Origin of the sequence: Caballeronia sp. Lep1P3 (assembly GCF_022879595.1) — a bacterium.
Classification (GTDB): Bacteria; Pseudomonadota; Gammaproteobacteria; order Burkholderiales; family Burkholderiaceae; genus Caballeronia.
Genome location: NZ_CP084265.1, coordinates 2,238,983 through 2,258,135, shown reverse-complemented (window position 1 = coordinate 2,258,135; position 19,153 = coordinate 2,238,983). Strand labels below are relative to the sequence as shown.

Here is a 19,153-nt window from a genome sequence, read left to right as displayed (position 1 = left end):
AGGCCGGCAGAAGCACGCTGGTAGACGGAAAGGTGGCAGAGTGGTCGAATGTACCTGACTCGAAATCAGGCGTACGGTATCCCCGTACCGTGGGTTCGAATCCCACCCTTTCCGCCAAAATTCCAAACCCCGCAAGTCGACAAGACTTGCGGGGTTTTTCGCTTTTCGGGCGCGGCGATGTCTCCGGTTCGGGCGCGGCCTGCGCCCGAAGCGCCGCGTGCTACACGGTACAGCGCGCCACATCGAACCTCAGTTCCGGTTCCGGCACGCCGCCATCGTCGCTGGCGGATTGCTGAACTTTGACGATCGATCCATAGCCCGACGGCGTCAGGGTCACGAGCCACGCGTTCGATCCAACGAGAAGCTCCGTCGTTCCCTGATTCCGCGTGAGCCGCGCCGAAGGCAGCCTGCGCTGCAGGCACTCCGATATATCCGACGCAGCCCGCGCCGACGACACATAGATCACGGGCTTCGATGCCCGCAGTTCCGGCTCGCTGGTCGAGCCGCACGCGGCAAGCGTGCCGACGGCCGAAGCCAGAGCGAGAGCGAAGGGAAGGCGATGCAAAGTCATAAGGCTCCGTAGGAAGGCGCGCTCGCGGTCAAAGACCGGAGGTTCGCGCGAAGACGCTGCGTTAAAGCCGCTATCGACTGCCGGCAATCCGTCGGCAAGAGCACCAATGCTATCATCGGCCCCATTGTCCTCGTGCGCGGCGCGCGTCGAATGGTCGCGATCGGCGGCTCGGCACCCGCGCGCAAGGCCGCACGAATTCATCCGCATCGCTCAATGGCCATCACGCTCAAGACTCCCGCCGACATCGAAAAACTGCGCATTTCAGGCCGCCTGGCCGCCGAAGTCCTCGCGATGATCGGTGAACACGTGCGCCCCGGCGTCACCACGGACGAACTGGACGCGATCTGCAACCGCTTCATCGTCGAGGAACTGAAGGCCACTCCGGCGAACGTCGGCTACATGGGCTTTCCGAAGACGGTATGCACGTCGGTCAATCACGTCGTCTGCCACGGCATTCCCGGCCCGAAGGAACTGAAGGACGGCGACATCATCAACATCGACGTCGCGATCATCAAGGACGGCTACTTCGGCGACACGAGCCGCATGTACTACGCCGGCACGCCGAACAAGGAAGCGCGCCGTCTCACCGAGACGACGTACGAAGCGATGGTCGCGGGCATTCGCGCGGTGCGTCCCGGCGCGACGCTCGGCGACATCGGCTTTGCGATACAGTCGGTCGCGCATCGCGAGGGCTTCTCGGTGGTGCGCGAATATTGCGGCCACGGTATCGGCCGCGTGTATCACGAGGACCCGCAGGTGCTGCACTACGGTCAGCGCGGCGCGGGTCTGCGGCTGAAGCCGGGTCTCGTCTTCACCATCGAGCCGATGATCAACGCGGGCCGCGCGGCCACGCAGCAGTCGCGCGATGGCTGGACCGTGACGACCAAGGACCGCTCGCTGTCCGCGCAGTGGGAGCACATGGTTGCCGTCACCGACGACGGCTTCGAAGTGCTCACGCCGTGGCCGGACGGAACGGGCGCTTATCCGGCGCCATGAGCGCTCGAGCGCAGGCAAGCGGCGTCGCGGCGCGCGCTCGGTGTGCGCTGTAAGGCACTTTCCACGGATTTAGCAATTGACGGGCTCGCCCGTTCGGTTGAAGCTACGCGAATGGGCCATGTGCCTGCGCCGCCGTCAGGCGCTCAGGCAGAGCCAGCAAGCCAGAGAGATAATTGCCCGCATGAGTCCCTCACTGACCGTCAGCCGCATCGCCGCGCAACAGGGCGCGGTTCTGCGCGAGCTTCGCACCGCGTCGCTGCGCGAAGCGCCCTATGCGTTCGGCGAGACGCTGGAAGATGCGCTGCTCGTCGATCCGTCGGCGTTCGGCGAAGCCGCCGCGCTTCACGCAAGCTCGCCGAGGGTCGCCACGTTTCTGCTCTATACGGAAGGACATCCGGCGGGGCTCGTGCATGCGTTCATCGAAGAGACGGATGGCAAGCGCGCCTTCGTGAGCGCGTTGTGGGTCGCGCCGGCGGTGCGTCATCTGCGCGGCGGCGAGTTGCTCGTCAACTTCGCGTCGCAATGGCTCGCGGATCAGGGCGCATCGGAAGTGCACGCGTGGATCGCCGATGAAAACCGCACCGCGATGCGCTTCTACGAGCGCCTCGGATTCGGTCCGACCGGCGATCGCCGCGCGATGCCTTCGCACGAGCAGGAAGCCGAATCGCTCTACGTGCGCCACATGAAGTCGGGCCAAGACCTCTAAGCCTTCTCTTGCCGGGCGCCACTTCCGCGCGCCCTCCGAGCGTGCTGCCTCGCACGCTGTCGCCGTCACGCCGTCATCGTCGCCGATCGCTGAAAATCGGCCGCAAAATATATGGCCGCGCGCGTGTACGCCTGTAAAATACGCAAAATTTTTGCTCGTTCCTATGTCGCTCAACAAAACGCCCTTCTTCGAACTGCGCAGCGGCTCCGTCGACACGCTTCTCTTCGTCGTCAAGACTCCCGACCTCGATGCCCTTCGCGCCGAACTCACGCGGCGCTTCGAAGCGACGCCCGAATTCTTCGCGGGCGATGTCGTCGCCATCGACGTGCGCCGTCTCGCGAGTCAGGGGAACGGCGGCGAAGGCGAGAAGGTTTCGCTCGCCGACGTCGAAGCGCTTTTGAAGAGCGTGCGCATGCGGCCTGTGGGCATCGTCGCGCAGCCGTCGCAGACGTGGGCGATTCAATGGGCGAGCGCGGGCGGGCTGCCCGTGCTCGAAGCACGCGACCGGCGCGGCGCGCCGAAGCCCTCGGTCGACGAAGCGAAGCCGAACACGGAAGCCGCCGCCGTCATCGAAGCGGCCGTCGCGAAGGAGCCGCCGCCCGCGCTGCCGCAACCGGCGACCATCATCGACCGGCCGCTGCGTTCCGGCCAGCAGGTCTACGCGAAGGGCGACCTGATCGTGCTCGGCCTCGTGTCGTATGGCGCCGAGGTCATCGCGGAAGGCAACATCCACGTCTATGCGCCGTTGCGTGGCCGCGCGCTCGCGGGCGTGCACGGCAATCTCGACGCGCGGATCTTCTGCACCTGCCTCGAGCCGGAACTCATTTCCATCGCGGGAATCTACCGCACCACCGAGAACCCGCTTCCCGCCGATGTGGCGAGCAAGCCCGTGCAGATCTGGCTGGACGAAGAAAAACTGATGATCGAACCGCTGCGTCTCACCTGAAGCCGCGCGCCGCATGCGACTGGCGCGCGCGTGCTCGGGAGCCGCGAGCGGACCTATTTGACGAACACAAGGTACTTGTATGGCAAAAATCATTGTGGTGACTTCGGGGAAGGGCGGCGTCGGGAAGACGACCACCAGCGCGAGCTTCGCGTCGGCGCTCGCCATACGCGGCCACAAGACGGCCGTGATCGACTTCGACGTCGGTCTGCGCAACCTCGACCTCATCATGGGCTGCGAACGCCGCGTGGTGTACGACCTCATCAACGTGATCCAGGGCGAAGCGAATCTTCACCAGGCGCTCATCAAGGACAAGAAGTGCGAGAACCTTTACATCCTTCCCGCGTCTCAAACGCGTGACAAGGACGCGCTCACGCTCGAAGGCGTCGAGAAGGTCATCAACGAACTCATCAAGATGGACTTCGAGTACATCGTCTGCGATTCGCCCGCCGGCATCGAGTCGGGCGCGCTCATGGCAATGCACTTCGCCGACGAAGCGCTCATCGTGACGAATCCGGAAGTCTCGTCCGTGCGCGACTCGGACCGCATTCTCGGCATTCTCGCGTCGAAGACGAAGCGCGCGATGGAAGGCAAGGAGCCCGTGAAGGAGCATCTGCTCATCACGCGCTACAACCCGAAGCGCGTGTCCGAGGGCGAGATGCTGTCGCTCAGCGACATCCAGGAAATCCTGCGCATCGAGCTGATCGGCGTGATTCCCGAATCCGAAGCGGTGCTGCACGCGTCGAATCAGGGTTTGCCGGCCGTGCACCTGGACGGCACGGATGTCGCGGAATCGTACAAGGACGTGGTGTCGCGTTTCCTCGGCGAGGAAAAGGCGCTGCGCTTCACCGATTATCAGAAGCCCGGTCTGCTGCAACGCATCTTCGGCACCAAGTAAGGGGACGCAATGTCGATTCTTTCGTTTTTGCTGGGCGAGAAGAAGAAGTCCGCTACGGTCGCGAAGGAACGCTTGCAGTTGATCATTGCGCACGAGCGCGCGGGTGGCAAAGCCGCCGCCGATTATCTGCCGGCGTTGCAACGGGAACTGGTTGCCGTGATTTCGAAGTACGTGAAGATTTCCGACGACGATATTCGAGTGAGCCTCGAACGTCAGGACGATCTCGAGGTGCTGGAAGTGAAGATAGAGATTCCGCAGGCGTAGCGCCTGCATTCGCATTCGCATTCGCATCGCATCGCATCGCATCGCGGGTAGCCATATAAAAAGCCAGGACCGGCCGGTCCTGGCTTTTTGCTTTCATGCGCTATCGTTTGCGAGCCGTTTTGCGCGTACTCATTTCTGCGCGGCGGCGTCCTCGGTAACGGGCTCCTCGCCCGCGTCCGGCACTTCCGGCGAAGGCGCCTCGGGATGCGCGAGCGGCGTCATGTAACGTTCCGACAGCGCTTCGTAGAGCGGCGGTGCGAACGCGCGCGAGACGCGGCTGGAAATGAGCGCGGTCGCCATCAGCGAGATCACGAGCGCATGGCCGTTGATCATCTCCATCACGATGACGAACGCGGTGATCGGCGACTGCGTCACGGCGGCGAGATAGCCGACCATCGCGAGCGCGATGAGCATCGGCAATTGCATGTCCGCGAAGACCATGTGCAGCACGTTGCCGAAGCCCGCGCCGATCGACAGCGACGGCGCGAAGATGCCGCCCGGAATGCCGGGAAGATACGAGCCGATCATCGAGACCATCTTGAGGAGCGGATAAAACGCCGACAGATGCTCGCGTCCTTCGAGCAGACCGCGCGCTTCCGCGTAGCCGCTGCCGAACGTCGTGCCGCCCGACACCAGGCCGACCGCCGCGATGACGAGACCGCACAGCGCCGCGAACGCGACCGGCTGCGACGCATGCAGCCTGCGCAGCGGCGCGGGAATCCACTTGCTCGTATTGAGCAAGAGCCAGCAGAAGAGGCCGCCCGCGATGCCGGTCAGGACTCCCGTCACGACGACCGCCACGGCGAGCAGCTTCGGGAAATGCGCGCCGATGTCGATGGTGCCGAAGTACGTGTAATTGCCGTTGAGCCCGAGCGCGACGACGCCCGCGATGATGATGCCCGTGATGAGCACGCCGCTCGCGCGCACTTCGAAGCTGCGCGTGAGTTCCTCGATGGCGAACACGATGCCCGCGAGCGGCGTGTTGAACGCCGCCGATAAACCCGCCGCCGCGCCGGCCAGGACGAGCTGGCGTTCGATCAGCGCATTCGAGCGCGGATAAAAGCGCCGCATGTTGAACATGAGCGCCGCGCCGACCTGCACGGTCGGACCTTCGCGGCCAATCGTGAAGCCGCCGAGGATCGCCAGAAACGACACGGCGATCTTGCTCGCGAGAATCTTCACGGTGAGCAGCCGCCCGCCCGCCGCCGATGTCGGACTGTTCAGCACCGCGATGACCTGCGGAATGCCGCTGCCCTCCGAGCCGCGAAAGAAACTGCGCGTGACGAAGACGCACAGCGCCGCGACCGCCGGCGTCACGATGAGCGGCAGCCACGCATATTCCGCGCGATAGTGCATGAAGAGGCCGTAGCCCCAGTCGATGAGCCGCGCGTAGTACACGGCGACGAGACCGACGAGAATGGCGCCGAGCCAGAAGATGCCGTAGCGCCGCCAGAGACTGCGCGTGCGGCGCGTGGTGATAGTCGAGAGGGAACGAAGCGCTCTGAACATGCGATGGCCACCGGCAAAGCGCCGATTATAGCGATCATCCCGAAAACATCCGCGCGAGCGCCTGCGGGAGAAGCGAAGCCAGAAAAAAGAATAGGCGCGAGGCTTTCGCCGAGCGCCCAGGAAACGCCCCCGTTCTACCGGGAGCGGAGAGGAGAAGTGCGCCGTTCAAGCCGCCCGTTCTGGGCGGCTTGAACGGCATTGCAGAGTCCGACCGCCCGCTCTTGCCGAAGTTCAACGCATTCGAAAGGTCGTCGCGAAAATTGTCAGGTAGTCAGCACTTCGAACGCGACGATCGCCGCGATGGCGCCGAGATTGGCGACCAGCGCTTCGCAGACCACGCCGCGCCATGTCTTCGGACGGAACCGGATCGCGAGCAAGAGCGCCACCGAGAGCGCGATGGCGATCATCGCCACGAGATGCGAGCTTTGCAGATGAATGCGCATGACGGCCTCCATTCGATGCCCCGTTTTTGTCCATCGGCGGTCGCAAGGCGCGGGTCCAAGCGGACAGGAAAGTCATTCTGCCGCCAGCTTGCCGACTGACTCCGGGTGTTACCTTGAATATACGTTGCCAGGGGAATCTTGTTTCGACGCTAGGTACAAACCCCGTATGCGCGCGACCATCCGGCAGGCGCGCCCGACCGCAGTCCGAGGAGCATTCGCCAGATGACTTCCCCGACGACACGTTCGCTCGAAGTCGATTTCTTTCGGGGAATCGTCCTGCTCGTCATTGCGGTGGACCATATATCGGGAAGCGTGCTGTCGCATTTCACGCTGCACGAATACGCGTTCTGCGATTCGGCGGAAGTGTTCGTGTTTCTCGGCGGTTACGCGTCGGCGGCGGCATATACGGCGCTTGCGACTCGCCGCAGCAATAGCGCCGCTCGCCGACGCTTTTTCAGGCGCAGCTGGGAGATTTATCGTGCGTATCTGCTGACCGCGTTTCTGATGCTGATCGGCGGCGCGCTTCTGATGCTGCTCAAGATCGATTCGCCGATGCTCGCGTACACGGCATGGCCGGCGCTGCTCGCGCGTCCGTTCGGCCTCGTCTTCGATGTGGCGCTCTTGCGCCAGCAGCCGTATCTGTCTTCCGTCCTGCCGATGTATGCGCTCTTCGCGCTCGCGGTGCCGGCCGTCGTGCCGCTCGCCGCGCGCCGGCCGATCGTCGCGATGTTCGGCAGCCTGCTCGTCTGGCTCGCCGCGACGCCGCTGGCGAACGCGCTGCCGGCGTCGTATGCGCAGGCGTGGTCGTTCAATCCGCTCGCGTGGCAGCTCATGTTCATGACGGGCGTGCTCGCGCGCGTGCAGCCGATCAGCGACGACTTCCACGCCGGCCGGACCGCGCGCGTGCTGACATGCGCGGCCATCGGCCTCGCGCTGACGTTCGCGTTCGCCAAGCTCTTTCTGGAGACGCAGGCGCCGCCCGGATATATGAAGCAGAACCTCGCGACGCTGCGCATCGTGAGTTTCGGCGCGGTCGCGTGGATCGTCGCGCGGGCGGTCTATGCCGGATGGATCGGCAAGCTCGCGCACAAGCTGCCTTCCGTGGTGACGGTCGGGCAGCAGGGGCTCGTGTGTTTCATCGCGGGCGCGTGCGTGTCGCTCGCGCTGGATTCGGCGCTGCGGGCGATGGGCGTCGAGAACCTCGGGCGGTATCCGTCGCACTGGTTCGCGGGGCTCGTCGCGGATGCGATTGCGGTCGGCTTTCTGCTATGGCTCGCGCGCTTCTGGGCAGCGCGCAAGGCGACGCACGCTGCCAGGGCCGCCGAAGACGCGCGCGCGCGGCCGCGTTTGCCTGTCGTCGATGGAAGGCCCGTTGCCGCGCACGCGGGCAACCGCCGCGAGCGCTGAGTCCGGGCAAGCGCGCCGAATTCATTCGAGCGCGATGTCGCGCGTTTCGCGCATCGCCAGCACTGCGAGCAGGCTTACCGCCGCCGCCGCCGACACGTAGCCGCCCACCCACGCCAGCCCGCCGCGATTCGCGAGCAGTTGCGCGATATACGGCGCCACCGATGCGCCCAGAATCCCGCCGAGGTTGTACGCGACGCCCGCACCGGTGTAACGCACGTTGGTCGGGAAAAGTTCGGGCAAGAGCGCGCCCATCGGCGCGAACGTCACGCCCATCAGGAACAGTTCGATCGTCAGGAAAAGGGCGACGTAGGCCGTATTGCCGCTTCCGAGCAGCGGCTGCATCGCGAAGCCGGAGAGGATCGCCGCGGCACAGCCGACGATGAGCACCGGCTTGCGGCCGAAGCGGTCGCTCGCGATGGCCGAGATCGGCGTGGCGATCGCCATGAAGAGCACGGCGAAGCAGAGCAGGCCGAGGAACTTCTCGCGCGAGAAGTGCAGCGTCGCGACGCCGTAGGACAGCGAGAACACCGTCGAAATATAAAAGAGCGTGTAGCAGACGACCATCGCGAGCGCGCCGAGCAGCGTCGGCGCGAGATAGCGGCCGAGCAGCGTCGCGATCGGCACGCGCACGCGCTCCTTGCGCTCGAGCGCGGCGCGAAACGCGGGCGTCTCCGCGATTTTCAGGCGCACGTAAAGCCCGAGCGCGACGAGCACCGAACTGACGATGAACGGCACGCGCCAGCCCCAGCTGCGGAACTGCGCGTCCGACAGCGAAATCGCGAGACCGAAAAAGAGCCCGTTCGACGCCAGAAAACCGACCGACGGCCCGAGCTGCGGGAACATCCCGAACAGGCCGCGCTTGCCTTGCGGCGCATATTCGGTGGCGAGCAGCGCCGCGCCGCCCCATTCGCCGCCAAGACCGATGCCTTGCCCGAAGCGCAGCACGCACAACAGCACGGGCGCGAGGCTGCCGATCGAGTCGTAGCCCGGCACGAAGCCGATGAGCGTCGTCGAAAGCCCCATCACGAGCAGCGAGGCGACGAGCGTCGATTTGCGTCCGACGCGATCGCCGAAATGGCCGAACAGAAACGAGCCGACGGGCCGCGCGAGGAACGCGATCCCGAACGTGACGAACGCGGACAACGCTTGCGCGGCGGGCGAGCCGTGCGGAAAGAACACCGGTCCGATGACGAGCGCGGCGGCGGTCGCGTACACGTAGAAGTCGTAGAACTCGATCGCGGTGCCGATGAAGCTCGCGAAAATCACGCGCGAGGTGCTTTGGGCTTTGTCGCCGGGCTTGGCGGCGGAAAGCGAGGGTGATGACATGGTGTCTCCGTTTGTCGTATTGCTTTGTAATGCGAGTGTATGAAACGGTGCCGCGCATCGACGGCAATGGGCGACGCGCGCGCCGGATGAGCGTGCGGTCATGCGTCTTCGGGAATGCGGCGCGATGGCTCGAACTGCGCGGGAGTGGTGCGCTAAGCGGGCGTGGCGGGCGTATGGCGGCGCAATGAGCGCCACGCGCGGGCCTCGGCGCTTCGCACGACGCGCCGGGTGGGCGCACGGCGAAGGCCGCGCCGGACGGGGCCGGCAGGGGTGCCGAAAATTATAGCGAGCGCGCCGGGCGAGCGCCATGCGAAGGCGTGAGCCGGCTAGTCGATGCTCGTCGCCTGCGGCGAGTGCGATGTCTGCAACTGGAACTGTCCGTTGTCGTTGAACATCCAGCCTTCGAACAGCTCGATCTGGCCGCTGCCGTTCAGCAAACGCGCGGGCGGCGCGGGCAAGGGCGCAGCGCGTCGAAGCGAGGCGAGCGCGGTGGCTTCGGCTTCGTCGTCGCCATTGGTGCGATACACCGACGACCGCACGAGCCGCCCGCCGCGATCCACCGTGAAGGAAACGAGCACGAACGAGCGAAGCATGGCCTGCGGCGTGCCGTGCAGCACGAGCGACGGATTGCGCTCGAAGATGCGTTGCGCGATGCGCGCCTTGTAGTCGTCGAGCGTGGCGGCCGGCACCGCCCTGGGTGCGGCGGCGCGCGCCTCCACGACGCTCGGCGGCGGCGTGATGGTGCAGGCCGTCGTCGTGAGTAGAGACGATATGGCAAGGCAGGCCGCGATAGTTCGGATAGTCCCGCTGGGCGATGCGATCATGGCGATGAAAGTCGGCTTGGGGAGCGATGTCTACATCGTAGACAGGAAAACGCGCTTCCGGGTGCGAGATTTGCTCACGTTGCGATGACACATTCGAACGTACAACGGAGGGAGCCATGAGCAGCGAACCGAATCGTCCCGATGACGCCCAGCCGGTCGAGCACAGCGACAACGAGAAAAGCAAGCTGCCGGAGCGCGACGACGAGGGCCGCAAGCAGGCGCCGCACGATCATCCCGGCAAACAGCCGGGCGAGGGCGAGGCACCGGTGGGCTGAAGGCTTGCGGAGGATGACATGCCATCTGCCAACGATCCCGTCACGAAGAGCGGCGCCGATGCGCCCGCGCAGCAGCCGGAGCCACCCACGAACGACGATCCGGCCGCCGTTACGCCCGACGCCGACAAGGCCGAGCCGGCGCCGCACGAGCGGCCGGTGAGGTCCGACGATAACTGAGCTAGCGGGTATAGGGCTTGACCAGTTCGGCGCAGCGTGGCGGTGCGCTCGAGTGCGATGCCGCCGATTCTCCCGCGCGCGTTTCGACGCAGCGGTACACGCTGTTCGTCTTTTGCAGGATGTACGTGTCTTCAGGCAAGCCCGACGACCGCGTGGCGACGCTCGTCACCGCGACGATGCCGTAGCCGTTCTGTACGAGATCGAAGAGGGTCGTTTCGGCGGCGCGCCATTGGGCGTTTGGCGGGGCATCGGCGTGAGCCGGTGCGGCGACGCACCAGCAGGCGAGCGTCAGGATGGAGCTTGTCAGGCCAGCGCGCTTCATGGGCAGAGGTCCGCGTTGAGTCGTCGAGCGCGGTTAGAGTGCGGGCGATGGGCGGCGTTCAGTCGGTTTCGTCTCTTCTGCGACGAGGATGATTTCGCGCGTCGGCGAAAAAAAGGCCTCGCGTAATTTCGCGAGGCCAATGCCAACCTTCCCATTGAAGCCTCCCGTCGCACGATGTGGGGGATACGTGCGGCAGGAGCGTTGTCAAGATACGTTGGGGCTTGAGGGATTGATATGCGGTTTGTCTGAATTTTCGGTTGAAGCGTTAGAGGCGATGTCGAGCGCAAAGGGGCAGGGAGACGGGTCCGCGAAGCAGCGTGGTATTGTGGTACCCGAAACTTAGGGTTCATGCCTTTCGTACCCTTGCGCACCTTGCGCATCAAGTGCGGACACATAGCGCCTCGGAATGCGCTCACTCGATCGACCCGTGTTCTCCGTAGGCGAGCAACCGGGAACCGCACGCCGTCAGATGCCCGTGCAACGCGACGTGCTGGCCGTTGGTGTCGGTCAGCATGTCGGACCCTTGGACGATGATGTTCGTGCCGTGTTCGGGGCACGATACAAGGTCGCCGACGCGGGCGACCTGCTTGCCAAGTATGTCCATCGTGTCCGAGCCGGTGATGACGCGACCGCCGTGAGTGGTGGTGTCGCCTACGCATGCAATTGAAGTCATCGCATTTCTTAAGAAAAAGATAAGTCGGTGGATGTTCCTGCAAATACATTCAGTAAGCCCTGCTTGAGCATTTCAGACTGGGCGGAACTGGTCTTAAACTCGACTTCTACCAGTTCTAGACGCTGTCGCCATTTCGCATTTCCCTCGAGGCGAATCTCTAGAGCACGGTCCCGATAGGATATTGAAGCGACGCCGCCATATCCTGCGACGCCATTCTCAGCGATCTCTACGTAGTATGTATCCTGGCCCAAGGCACGATCTTGGTCGTCGAAATCAGTGCCTCGTTGAAATATTACGTAGTCGTGAGGCGAGCTTGGATCATCAACCAAACTGAGCATATGGATGCCATCTTCCAGTGCATAGCTTACGTCGCCGGCCGTGAACTTCAGCTTCATGGTTGTTTGCACCCTTCGTTTGCGACCGGCCATCATGGATGTCCATCGCGTCCGAGGCGGTGATGACGCGACCGCCGCGAGTGGTAGTGTCGCCGACGCATGCAATTGAGGTCATCCAGTACTCTCCTTGAACACTTGCGTCGTTCAGAACGGGTTGAAAGCATGAACCAAAAGGGATGTACGAGGGGTAGGCTCGTACATGAAGGTCAATATTTTGTTTCTGCGTGAACTAGTTACGAAAGCTAGACACCTTCGGGGATCGAACACATCTGCCGCGTCGAACATGACAAGCTGTCTATCGATCCATTCGACGTCCAACTTCTCAACATAAGAAACGGTACCGAGATCCATTTTCTCGACTTCCGCTTGCACATCGGCTTCGCCGTCCGCCCATTTCCATCTCACAAGCAAAAGCGTATCGGCCGCCGTAGCAATGGCCGTTTGCAACGGCTCGTCTGCAAGCACTAGCGCCCCCGCGCCATGCACTGTTAGCTTGCTTGTGTAGTCGCGCGTCTGACATGCGAGATCGTAGTCTGATGGTTGGCCATCGATCCCGTTCCACGAAGCGGCTTTGGCCTCGTCCATAACGACGAGGGGCCCCTCAGAACTTGACAGCCATGACGAGAACTTGAACTTACTCATGAATCATTGCCCTCCTTATAGCCTGAGTGACTCGGCCAGCCTGCTTTGGGCTGCACGCTTAATGTCAATCGCTTCTCTCCTGTTGATCGCATTCCAGAAAATAATCGTAGCTTTGGAGGTCCAACGCATACGGAAGATACGGTCTGAGTTCCTCGGCGATGCGTATGTCTATGGCTGCGATGTCGTACATTGGGTCCTCGGCGGGTACATTGAAAGTTGCTTGCAGAAAACTCATGCGGGGTACCTCAACGAACTCGACGTCGCAAACATGCGCGTCGCCGTTCTTCTCGAACGCCGACACATATCGATGTAATTCAAATTTACTCATGGTTCAATAGTCGGTCTTGCAGAATGCCGTGAAGCCAGGCGCTGCGTGGTAATAGGTGCAAACAGAGGGTTGCGGAACTCCCAGTTCCAATATGGAATTGGCCTATGTTCTGGGAGTGAGAAGCGCCGATGAGCACACCGGATTTCTTCCGCAGCCGCCTGGATGCAATGATCGATTTGCGGCACCCGCTGGCCGTACTGGCTAACCGAATGCCCTGGACGTCGATAGAAGCGACGTTGACACCGATCTTCGAGCGGCGTGCTCGCGAAGGCCGGCTGAGCGCAGAGGTTGATCTGTTCGGCACGGCGCCCAAGCTGGCGGGCGCGGGCCATAGCGCTGCCGGACGTCCGCGCCTGTCGACCCGGCTGATGGTCGGACTGCTCTACCTGAAGCACGCATACAACGAAAGTGATGAGTCGGTTTGCGAGCGCTGGGCACAAGACGTGTACTTCCAGTACTTCTGCGGCGAGGACTATTTCCAGCCGCGCCTGCCATGCGATCCGACCAACCTCGTGCGCTTTCGGCAGGCGCTGGGCGAAGCCGGCGTCGAGGAGATGCTCGCGACAACAATTGCGGCGGCCGTGCAAATGAAAGCCGTAAGGCCGGCCGAGTTCGAGCGCGTGATTGTCGATACGACGGTCCAGGAGAAAGCAATTGCCTACCCGACTGACAGCCGCTTGCTGGAGGTTGCACGAGGAAAACTCGCAAGGCTCGCCCAACGCGCCGGACTGACGCTCAAGCAGACCTACCAGCGCGAGGGGAAACAGTTGCGTCGCCGGGCAGGCGGCTATGCGCATGCCAAACAGTTCAAGCGTCTGCGCCGGGTGCTCAAGCGTCAGCGCACGATACTCGGACGATTGCTGCGTGACATCGAACGCAAATTATCGGGTGCATCCGCTGAGCAACAGGCATCCTTGCGAATCTGGCTGGAGCGCGCCTGGCGTATCTGCCGTCAGCGTGCGAAGGACAAGCACAAACTCTACGCGCTTCACGCGCCAGAAGTGGAATGCATATCCAAAGGCAAGGCCCGCCAGCCCTACGAATTCGGTGTCAAAGTCAGTCTCGCGATCACGGAGAAGCAGGGTCTGATCGTCGGTGCGCGCTCGTTTGCAGGCAACCCTTACGACGGGCACACGCTGGCCGCGCAACTTGAACAAACGAACATCTTGCTGCAGGATTTGCCGGGCACGCCGACGCCGAAGATCGTGCTGGCCGACCTCGGATTTCGCGGTGTGGATGCCGATGTTGCGCCGGTGCAGCTGATTCATCGAGGTAAACACAAGGCGCTAAGCAGTACGCAGCGAAAGTGGTTAAAGCGCCGCCAAGCGATCGAGCCGATCATCGGGCACGTAAAACAGGAGCACGGCATGCGGCGTTGCTGGCTAAAAGGGCAAATCGGCGACGCGTTACACGCAGTGTTGTGCGCGGCGGGCTACAACTTGCGCTGGCTGTTGCGCGCCATCGTCCGCCTGGGGCTTGCGCCCATATTTTTTGTTCTTGCGTGGCTGCGCTGCTGGTTCAAAGACTCGCCCGAAGCCTTGTTCGCGCCCCGCGCGACCGTCCGAGATGGAAAGGTGGGACTGCGCCCCGATCGACCACTCGGGAGCACGCGCGAGCGAGATCGAATTTTGCAGGTGAGACTCAATAGTCCTTCTGGGGTTGGCAGCTTTCCCTGCGATGGGATTTCCTGTCGTGGCGTCGAAGGCGCCTAGGTGCTTGCCTCGTTTGTTGTAAACCTCCACTTCGCCATGCTGAGAATCCCATTCACAGATGCAGCCATCGGCGCGCTTCCATCGCTTTCTTAGACCTCCGCCACGTTGAACGGAAGTCTTTGGCTTTGCGCGTATTGCATCTGGGAAGCCGGGCAAGTCCTTAGGTGCCGGGATATATTTGTTACTCAGCCCAAGAGGGTCAATCCAAGAAACAGGGTTGGGGGCAAACTCGAATGGATTGAGGCCGCCCTCAAGCCCAATGGGGTCCTGAGATATATAGCGCCCGTTTCGCGGATCATAATACCGATGCCGGTTGTAGTGCAGTCCGGTTTCTTCGTCCTGGTACTGCCCCTGAAACCGAATCGCGTTATCCGCCTCATTCGGGTCCGGCTTGCCGTAAGGCGCACGCTTCAATCCACCCCACGCCTTGTACCGCGCGAGCCACACCACCTTACCCGAATCATCGACCAATTCCTGCGGCGTGCCGAGATGGTCGTTCTGATAGAACAGCGTCGCATGCCGTGACTTCGCCGGCACCTGCACGAACTGGCCGTCCGTGCCGGTTGCGAGAAACGCCGGTTCGACCAACGTTTCGTCCAGCCGCGCGAGCGGCACGAACGTCCCCGGTTCGTGCAGGTAGAGCGACGCCCGCGTCCACTGATAACCGCCATCGAGCGAGTGCATGCGCTGCGCGACCGGCAGCGAGTACTCGTCGCTCGCATCTTCGCGCACGATGCTGAATCCGCGATTCTCGGACCTGCGTTCGCGCCCGTACTCGCTTGGCAATGCCTCGAAGCGCTCTTCCATGAGCAGCACGTCGCCGTCCCATGTGAAGAGCGTCGTCTCGCTCGGGCCGCTCGCGGCCTGCACGCGCTTGTACACGCGCCGATCGAAGGCGTCATAGCCGTACCGCGCCACAAGCTCCGGCTGCGGGTCCGGGTCGACTTGCTGCCCGCCATACCGCTGATCGAATTGCGATGGAATGCGCGGATAGCGTCGCGCTTCCTTGAGCCGATTCGCCGCGTCCCACTCGTACCGCCACCGCACGCCGTCCGCGTCGGTCTTGGCGATCAGGTTCCCGCGCGCGTCATATTCATACTTCACGCGGTCGAGTTCCTTCAGCACATTGCCGATGCACTTGGGCAGCGCCTCGCGCCACGCGCGAATCTTCTTGTCGCCCTCCCAGAGCCGGTTCGGTCGGGCCGGCGCGTAGCGTTCGCCGGGATGCGCGCGCAGCCATGCGTCGTCGTCAGCCTTCTCGCGTGCTTCGCGCGTCGCGCGCTCCTCGACCGACTCGACCACGGGGCGCGCGGCCACCTTCTCGGGATCGACGCGATTGCCCGCCAAGTCATAGGCGAACACTTCTTTCAGATCGGATGTAACCGAACGCAGCAACCGTCCGACCGGGTCATAGGTGTATTCGGTCGCGCCGCGCGCGCGATCGTCGATGCGCGCGAGATGCCCCGCCGCGCTGTAGTGAAACTTGCGCCCCGCGAGTTCGGCGGCCAGATTCGCCGCGCTCGCATGGCGCACGGACATTTGCTTGAGCCGTCCAACCGGATCGTACTGCCGCGACTGCGTGAAGCTGCGATGCGTGCGGCCAGTCTCCCGATGCAGCTTGTCGCGCTCGAAGTCCAGCAGCGGCTTGCCGTCGAGCAGGACGCCATGCACGTGGCCCGAGCCGTAGCGCAGCCAGTCGATCGTGCGTGTGTTCGGCAGGATCGTCTTTGCGCGGTTGCCGAGCGCGTCGTATTCGTGGCGCGTGACGCTCAGATAGTCGCCGCCGCCCGGATGGATCAGTTGTTCTTCGGCGATCAGGTTGTCCGCATCGTCGTAATGCAGACGGACCTTGCTGCCGCTGCTCTGCGCAGTCACGAGCCGTCCGCGCGCATCATAGTAGAAGCGCTCAGAAGCGTGCCCGTTCACATCGCGCTTCGTCAACCGCCCGAGCGGGTCGCGCTCGTAGCGCGTGGTGGTGTCGCCTTCACGCGAAGCCACCAGCCGTCCCGCGTCGTCCCATTCGTAGTTGATCGCGCGCCCGTCGAAGCCCGTTTCTTCGATCAGTTGCCCGAGCGAGTCATATCGGAACGTCGTGGTGTCGCGGTTCTCGTTGGTGAGTTGGACGAGCCGTCCCCGTTTGTCATAGGTGTACCGGACGCTGTGATTCCACCGCTCCTCGAAGCTCACCGTGCGGCGATCGACGACATTGCGCGAACTGATCTGGTTAAGCGGCGTGTACGTGTATTCCGTCACCTGACCCGCGCCGTCGCGGTAGGTTTTGAGATTGCCGTTGCCGTCCCATGTGAGTTGTTCTTCGACGCCATCGGCGCGCGTGATCGTCTTGATTTGCCCGCGCGCATCGCGCCGGTAGACCGTCTGATTGCCTTCGGCATCGGTCACGCGAGACAGATGGCCGCGCTCGTCGTGACCGAAATGCGTCGAATGGCCCGAGCAGTCGGTCGATTCGGCCAGCCGGCCGCCGCCGTCATAGCGAAAGCGCTTCACGCCGCCTTTCGGGTCGGTCAGCGAGAGCAGACGCCCGTTGCCGCTCCACGAATATTGCGTGGTGCGGCCTGCCGGATCGGTCACGGATACGGGACGCCCGAGCGCGTCGTAATCGGTCGTCGTGGTGTCGCCGTTGGCGTCCGTGACCTTCACCGGCAAGCCGTCGGCGTTGTACTCGGTGCGCGTGGTCTGAGAGAGGGCATTGGTAACTGCCGTCACGCGCCCCTGCGCATCGTATTCGAAGCGCTGGACCTGCCCGAGCGCGTTTTTCGTGCTGACGAGTTGATTGTTCTCGTTCCAGTTGAACGCGTCGCTGGTGCCGTCCGGGTATTCGACCAACACGATGCGGTTGTGCTGGTCGTAGCGGTGCATCGTCGCGTGGCCGTCCGCGTCGGTGACTTTGGTGTACCAATGCTCGCGGTGATACTCGAAGCGCGTTTCGTCGCGCATATCCTGCCGCGCCATAATTTCCACCCGAGCGTCGGCTTCGTCGCCCAGCCACGTCCGAACACAGCGCGCATCGACGGGCGCGGGCACGCCCGAGCGCTTGCCGGTCCAGTCCCATTCGAGATTGGCGCGCTTGCCGTTGAAATCCGTATAGCGCGTGAGCAGGTGATGCTGATAGGCGTAGGCGCGCGTATGGCCGAGCACGTCCTGATGCTCGATCAGGTCGCCTTGCTCGCTGTAGGCGTAGCGGGCGATCGCTTCACGCTCGAGGCCCGCGACGCCGTTCCGATAGATCGCAGCGACGCGCCCGCGCTCGTATTCGAGCCGCAGGTTGTTTTCTGCGCCGTCGCCGATCGTGACGAGTTCGCCGCTTTCGTTGTAGCCGAAGCTCAGCCCGAGGCCGTCGCGACCGGTGCGCGCGGTGAGGCGATACCGAATCCGCGTGGTCGTGCCGTGCAGTTCGTAGTCCTCGCGCGCGCCATCGGGGTACGCCAGTCGCACGCTGCGCCGGTCGGGGCGGCTCACCGTCAATTGCTCGGTCGGCACCTCGACCGCTTCGCCCACCTCGACCTTCGGCAGCGGCACGGCGCGGTTGTCCGGGTCGAAGAAGGTCAACGCGCCGTCGCGCTCTTCGAGCGACAGGTGATACGGACTCGACCAGCGCGCACCGAGCGGGCTGTCGTCGTAGGCGGCAAGGCTGGAGCGATAGCTGCGCGTCCACACGATCGGCACGATGCCGTCGAGCGCGAAGTCGGTCTGCTCCAGATGTTCGTCACCCAGCGCGTAATTGACGGGCTTCGGGCTGGCGGTGGCCGGACAGCCGCAGCCCTTCTTGGTCGGCAGGTCGCTCGCCTTCGCGCCCATTTGCGTCGTTTCTCGGTGTTCGCCGGATTTGACGTGCGGCTCGTGCGCGGTCCCGGGCGCGGCGTGCGCCGAATGCGAAGGAACGCCGCGCGCCTTGCGCGCTTTGATCTCGGCGACGATCTGCGCGGCCATGAAGATGAGCGAGCCGGCGGTGGCCACATCGCCGAATGCCTGTTTGAGCATCGCGCTGCGGTTGCGGTCGAAGTCATCGAGCCACTTGAGGATCGTCTGACGCTGGCCGGACACCTTCAGCAACTCGTCGATGCCGTGCAGCGCGATGGTCTCGCCCGACGGTATCCACGATAGAAAGCCCGTATTCTTCTCGAGGAGGCGCATCTGCTGCGCCGCCGACACGGGGTTTTGGACGAAGCTGCGCACGGTTTGCGACGCTTTGTACACGCCGTGATCGATGTCCTGCTGCCACCACTTGAGCTTGTGGTCCAACTCTTCCATGAACGCGATCACGTCGCCGCCCGCCGTCGCCCAGAACAGGTCGACCAGCACCGATATCGCCGCGCCCTTGGCAAACGCGAGCAACACTTCCTTCACGACCGCGCGCGCGGGACGGCTCGCGTTGCCCGCAGCCGGAACCACGCCGATGGCGTCGATCGCGAGAATGCCCCATGCCGTCAGCGTCTTGGCTTCGCCCGGCTTGCTGCAAATGCGATAAATGTCAGTGCCTACGTCATAAAGCGACATCGCGTTGCCGACCACCGGCAGCATGTAGAGGCACTGGACGAAGATTTCGTGGCCGTGGTTCTCGACCGATTGGACCGCGACCTGCTTGAGTTGAGGCGTCGTTTTCGGCGTCGGGTTCTTCGGCGTGATGTCGTAAGGCACGACGCGCCGTGCTTCCGCGTTGTGCTTGATGCCTTCCGGTATCTGACGCGGCGCGGGCTTGCTTGCTGTTTCCGTTGTTGCCATCT

19 protein-coding genes, 1 tRNA gene and 1 pseudogene are annotated in these 19,153 nt (G+C 63.4%); 10 read left to right on the top strand and 11 right to left on the bottom strand.

Features of this window, described 5'->3' with window-relative positions; genetic code table 11:
- Positions 1-26 precede the first annotated feature (26 nt).
- Positions 27-117: transfer RNA gene (locus LDZ27_RS10620), tRNA-Ser, on the top strand.
- A gap of 103 nt (positions 118-220) precedes the next feature.
- On the opposite strand, the gene LDZ27_RS10615 is transcribed toward LDZ27_RS10620, so the two are convergent.
- Entirely contained in the window at positions 221-571 is a 351-nt protein-coding gene (locus LDZ27_RS10615) for a hypothetical protein (protein WP_244814047.1), read from the bottom strand.
- 213 nt (positions 572-784) lie between these two features.
- On the opposite strand from LDZ27_RS10615, the gene map reads away from it, so the two are divergent.
- The 5 genes from map (at position 785) to minE (ending at position 4,378) form a co-directional block, all read left to right on the top strand.
- Positions 785-1,567, top strand: a complete 783-nt coding sequence (map, locus tag LDZ27_RS10610; RefSeq protein ID WP_244814046.1) for a type I methionyl aminopeptidase — start codon at positions 785-787, stop codon at positions 1,565-1,567.
- Positions 1,568-1,748: 181 nt separating this feature from the next.
- Positions 1,749-2,273 (top strand): GNAT family N-acetyltransferase, encoded by a 525-nt coding sequence (locus LDZ27_RS10605; protein WP_244814045.1) that lies wholly within the window; start codon positions 1,749-1,751, stop codon positions 2,271-2,273.
- 163 nt (positions 2,274-2,436) lie between these two features.
- Positions 2,437-3,219 carry a septum site-determining protein MinC gene (gene minC, locus LDZ27_RS10600; protein ID WP_244814044.1) on the top strand — a complete coding sequence of 261 codons (783 nt, stop codon included), beginning with the start codon at positions 2,437-2,439 and terminating at the stop codon, positions 3,217-3,219.
- 79 nt (positions 3,220-3,298) lie between these two features.
- A complete protein-coding gene (minD, locus tag LDZ27_RS10595) occupies positions 3,299-4,114 on the top strand; it encodes a septum site-determining protein MinD (RefSeq protein ID WP_244814043.1) in 816 nt (271 codons plus the stop codon).
- A gap of 9 nt (positions 4,115-4,123) precedes the next feature.
- Positions 4,124-4,378 (top strand): cell division topological specificity factor MinE, encoded by a 255-nt coding sequence (gene minE / locus LDZ27_RS10590; RefSeq protein WP_008350955.1) that lies wholly within the window; start codon positions 4,124-4,126, stop codon positions 4,376-4,378.
- A 129-nt stretch (positions 4,379-4,507) separates the two neighbouring features.
- On the opposite strand, the gene LDZ27_RS10585 is transcribed toward minE, so the two are convergent.
- Positions 4,508-5,887: a chloride channel protein gene (locus LDZ27_RS10585; RefSeq protein WP_244814042.1), complete on the bottom strand. Its 1,380-nt coding sequence runs from the start codon at positions 5,885-5,887 to the stop codon at positions 4,508-4,510.
- 263 nt (positions 5,888-6,150) lie between these two features.
- A complete protein-coding gene (locus tag LDZ27_RS10580) occupies positions 6,151-6,330 on the bottom strand; it encodes a hypothetical protein (protein ID WP_244814041.1) in 180 nt (59 codons plus the stop codon).
- Between the two features lie 222 nt (positions 6,331-6,552).
- Here LDZ27_RS10580 and opgC point away from each other — a divergent pair, with 222 nt between their 5' ends.
- Positions 6,553-7,737: an OpgC domain-containing protein gene (gene opgC, locus LDZ27_RS10575; RefSeq protein WP_244814040.1), complete on the top strand. Its 1,185-nt coding sequence runs from the start codon at positions 6,553-6,555 to the stop codon at positions 7,735-7,737.
- 21 nt (positions 7,738-7,758) lie between these two features.
- Here opgC and LDZ27_RS10570 read toward each other — a convergent pair whose 3' ends face one another.
- Positions 7,759-9,063 (bottom strand): MFS transporter, encoded by a 1,305-nt coding sequence (locus LDZ27_RS10570; RefSeq protein WP_244814039.1) that lies wholly within the window; start codon positions 9,061-9,063, stop codon positions 7,759-7,761.
- A gap of 326 nt (positions 9,064-9,389) precedes the next feature.
- Positions 9,390-9,887: a TonB family protein gene (locus tag LDZ27_RS10565; protein WP_244814038.1), complete on the bottom strand. Its 498-nt coding sequence runs from the start codon at positions 9,885-9,887 to the stop codon at positions 9,390-9,392.
- A 116-nt stretch (positions 9,888-10,003) separates the two neighbouring features.
- On the opposite strand from LDZ27_RS10565, the gene LDZ27_RS10560 reads away from it, so the two are divergent.
- Both LDZ27_RS10560 and LDZ27_RS10555 read left to right on the top strand, forming a co-directional pair.
- Positions 10,004-10,162 carry a hypothetical protein gene (locus LDZ27_RS10560; protein WP_244814037.1) on the top strand — a complete coding sequence of 53 codons (159 nt, stop codon included), beginning with the start codon at positions 10,004-10,006 and terminating at the stop codon, positions 10,160-10,162.
- 18 nt (positions 10,163-10,180) lie between these two features.
- On the top strand, positions 10,181-10,339 hold the full coding sequence (locus LDZ27_RS10555; RefSeq protein ID WP_244814036.1) for a hypothetical protein: 159 nt from the start codon (positions 10,181-10,183) through the stop codon (positions 10,337-10,339).
- A gap of 1 nt (position 10,340) precedes the next feature.
- Here the strand turns inward: LDZ27_RS10555 and LDZ27_RS10550 are convergent, their stop codons facing one another.
- The 5 genes from LDZ27_RS10550 to LDZ27_RS10530 form a co-directional block, all read right to left on the bottom strand.
- The gene (locus tag LDZ27_RS10550) at positions 10,341-10,661 is read right to left on the bottom strand and encodes a hypothetical protein (RefSeq protein ID WP_244814035.1); all 321 of its coding nucleotides are present in this window, start codon (positions 10,659-10,661) and stop codon (positions 10,341-10,343) included.
- A gap of 412 nt (positions 10,662-11,073) precedes the next feature.
- Positions 11,074-11,334, bottom strand: a complete 261-nt coding sequence (locus tag LDZ27_RS10545; RefSeq protein ID WP_244814034.1) for a PAAR domain-containing protein — start codon at positions 11,332-11,334, stop codon at positions 11,074-11,076.
- Positions 11,335-11,342: 8 nt separating this feature from the next.
- Positions 11,343-11,729: an Imm10 family immunity protein gene (locus tag LDZ27_RS10540; protein WP_244814033.1), complete on the bottom strand. Its 387-nt coding sequence runs from the start codon at positions 11,727-11,729 to the stop codon at positions 11,343-11,345.
- 144 nt (positions 11,730-11,873) lie between these two features.
- Complete coding sequence (locus LDZ27_RS10535) at positions 11,874-12,371, bottom strand: Imm21 family immunity protein (RefSeq protein ID WP_244814032.1); 498 nt, start codon at positions 12,369-12,371, stop codon at positions 11,874-11,876.
- A gap of 64 nt (positions 12,372-12,435) precedes the next feature.
- On the bottom strand, positions 12,436-12,699 hold the full coding sequence (locus LDZ27_RS10530) for a hypothetical protein (RefSeq protein ID WP_244814031.1): 264 nt from the start codon (positions 12,697-12,699) through the stop codon (positions 12,436-12,438).
- 128 nt (positions 12,700-12,827) lie between these two features.
- On the opposite strand from LDZ27_RS10530, the pseudogene LDZ27_RS10525 reads away from it, so the two are divergent.
- Positions 12,828-14,210: pseudogene (locus tag LDZ27_RS10525) on the top strand (IS5 family transposase); the annotation flags it as partial.
- Here the strand turns inward: LDZ27_RS10525 and LDZ27_RS10520 are convergent.
- Positions 14,106-19,151: a colicin E3/pyocin S6 family cytotoxin gene (locus LDZ27_RS10520; protein WP_244814030.1), complete on the bottom strand. Its 5,046-nt coding sequence runs from the start codon at positions 19,149-19,151 to the stop codon at positions 14,106-14,108. The pseudogene LDZ27_RS10525 and the gene LDZ27_RS10520 overlap by 105 nt on opposite strands.
- Positions 19,152-19,153 lie beyond the last annotated feature (2 nt).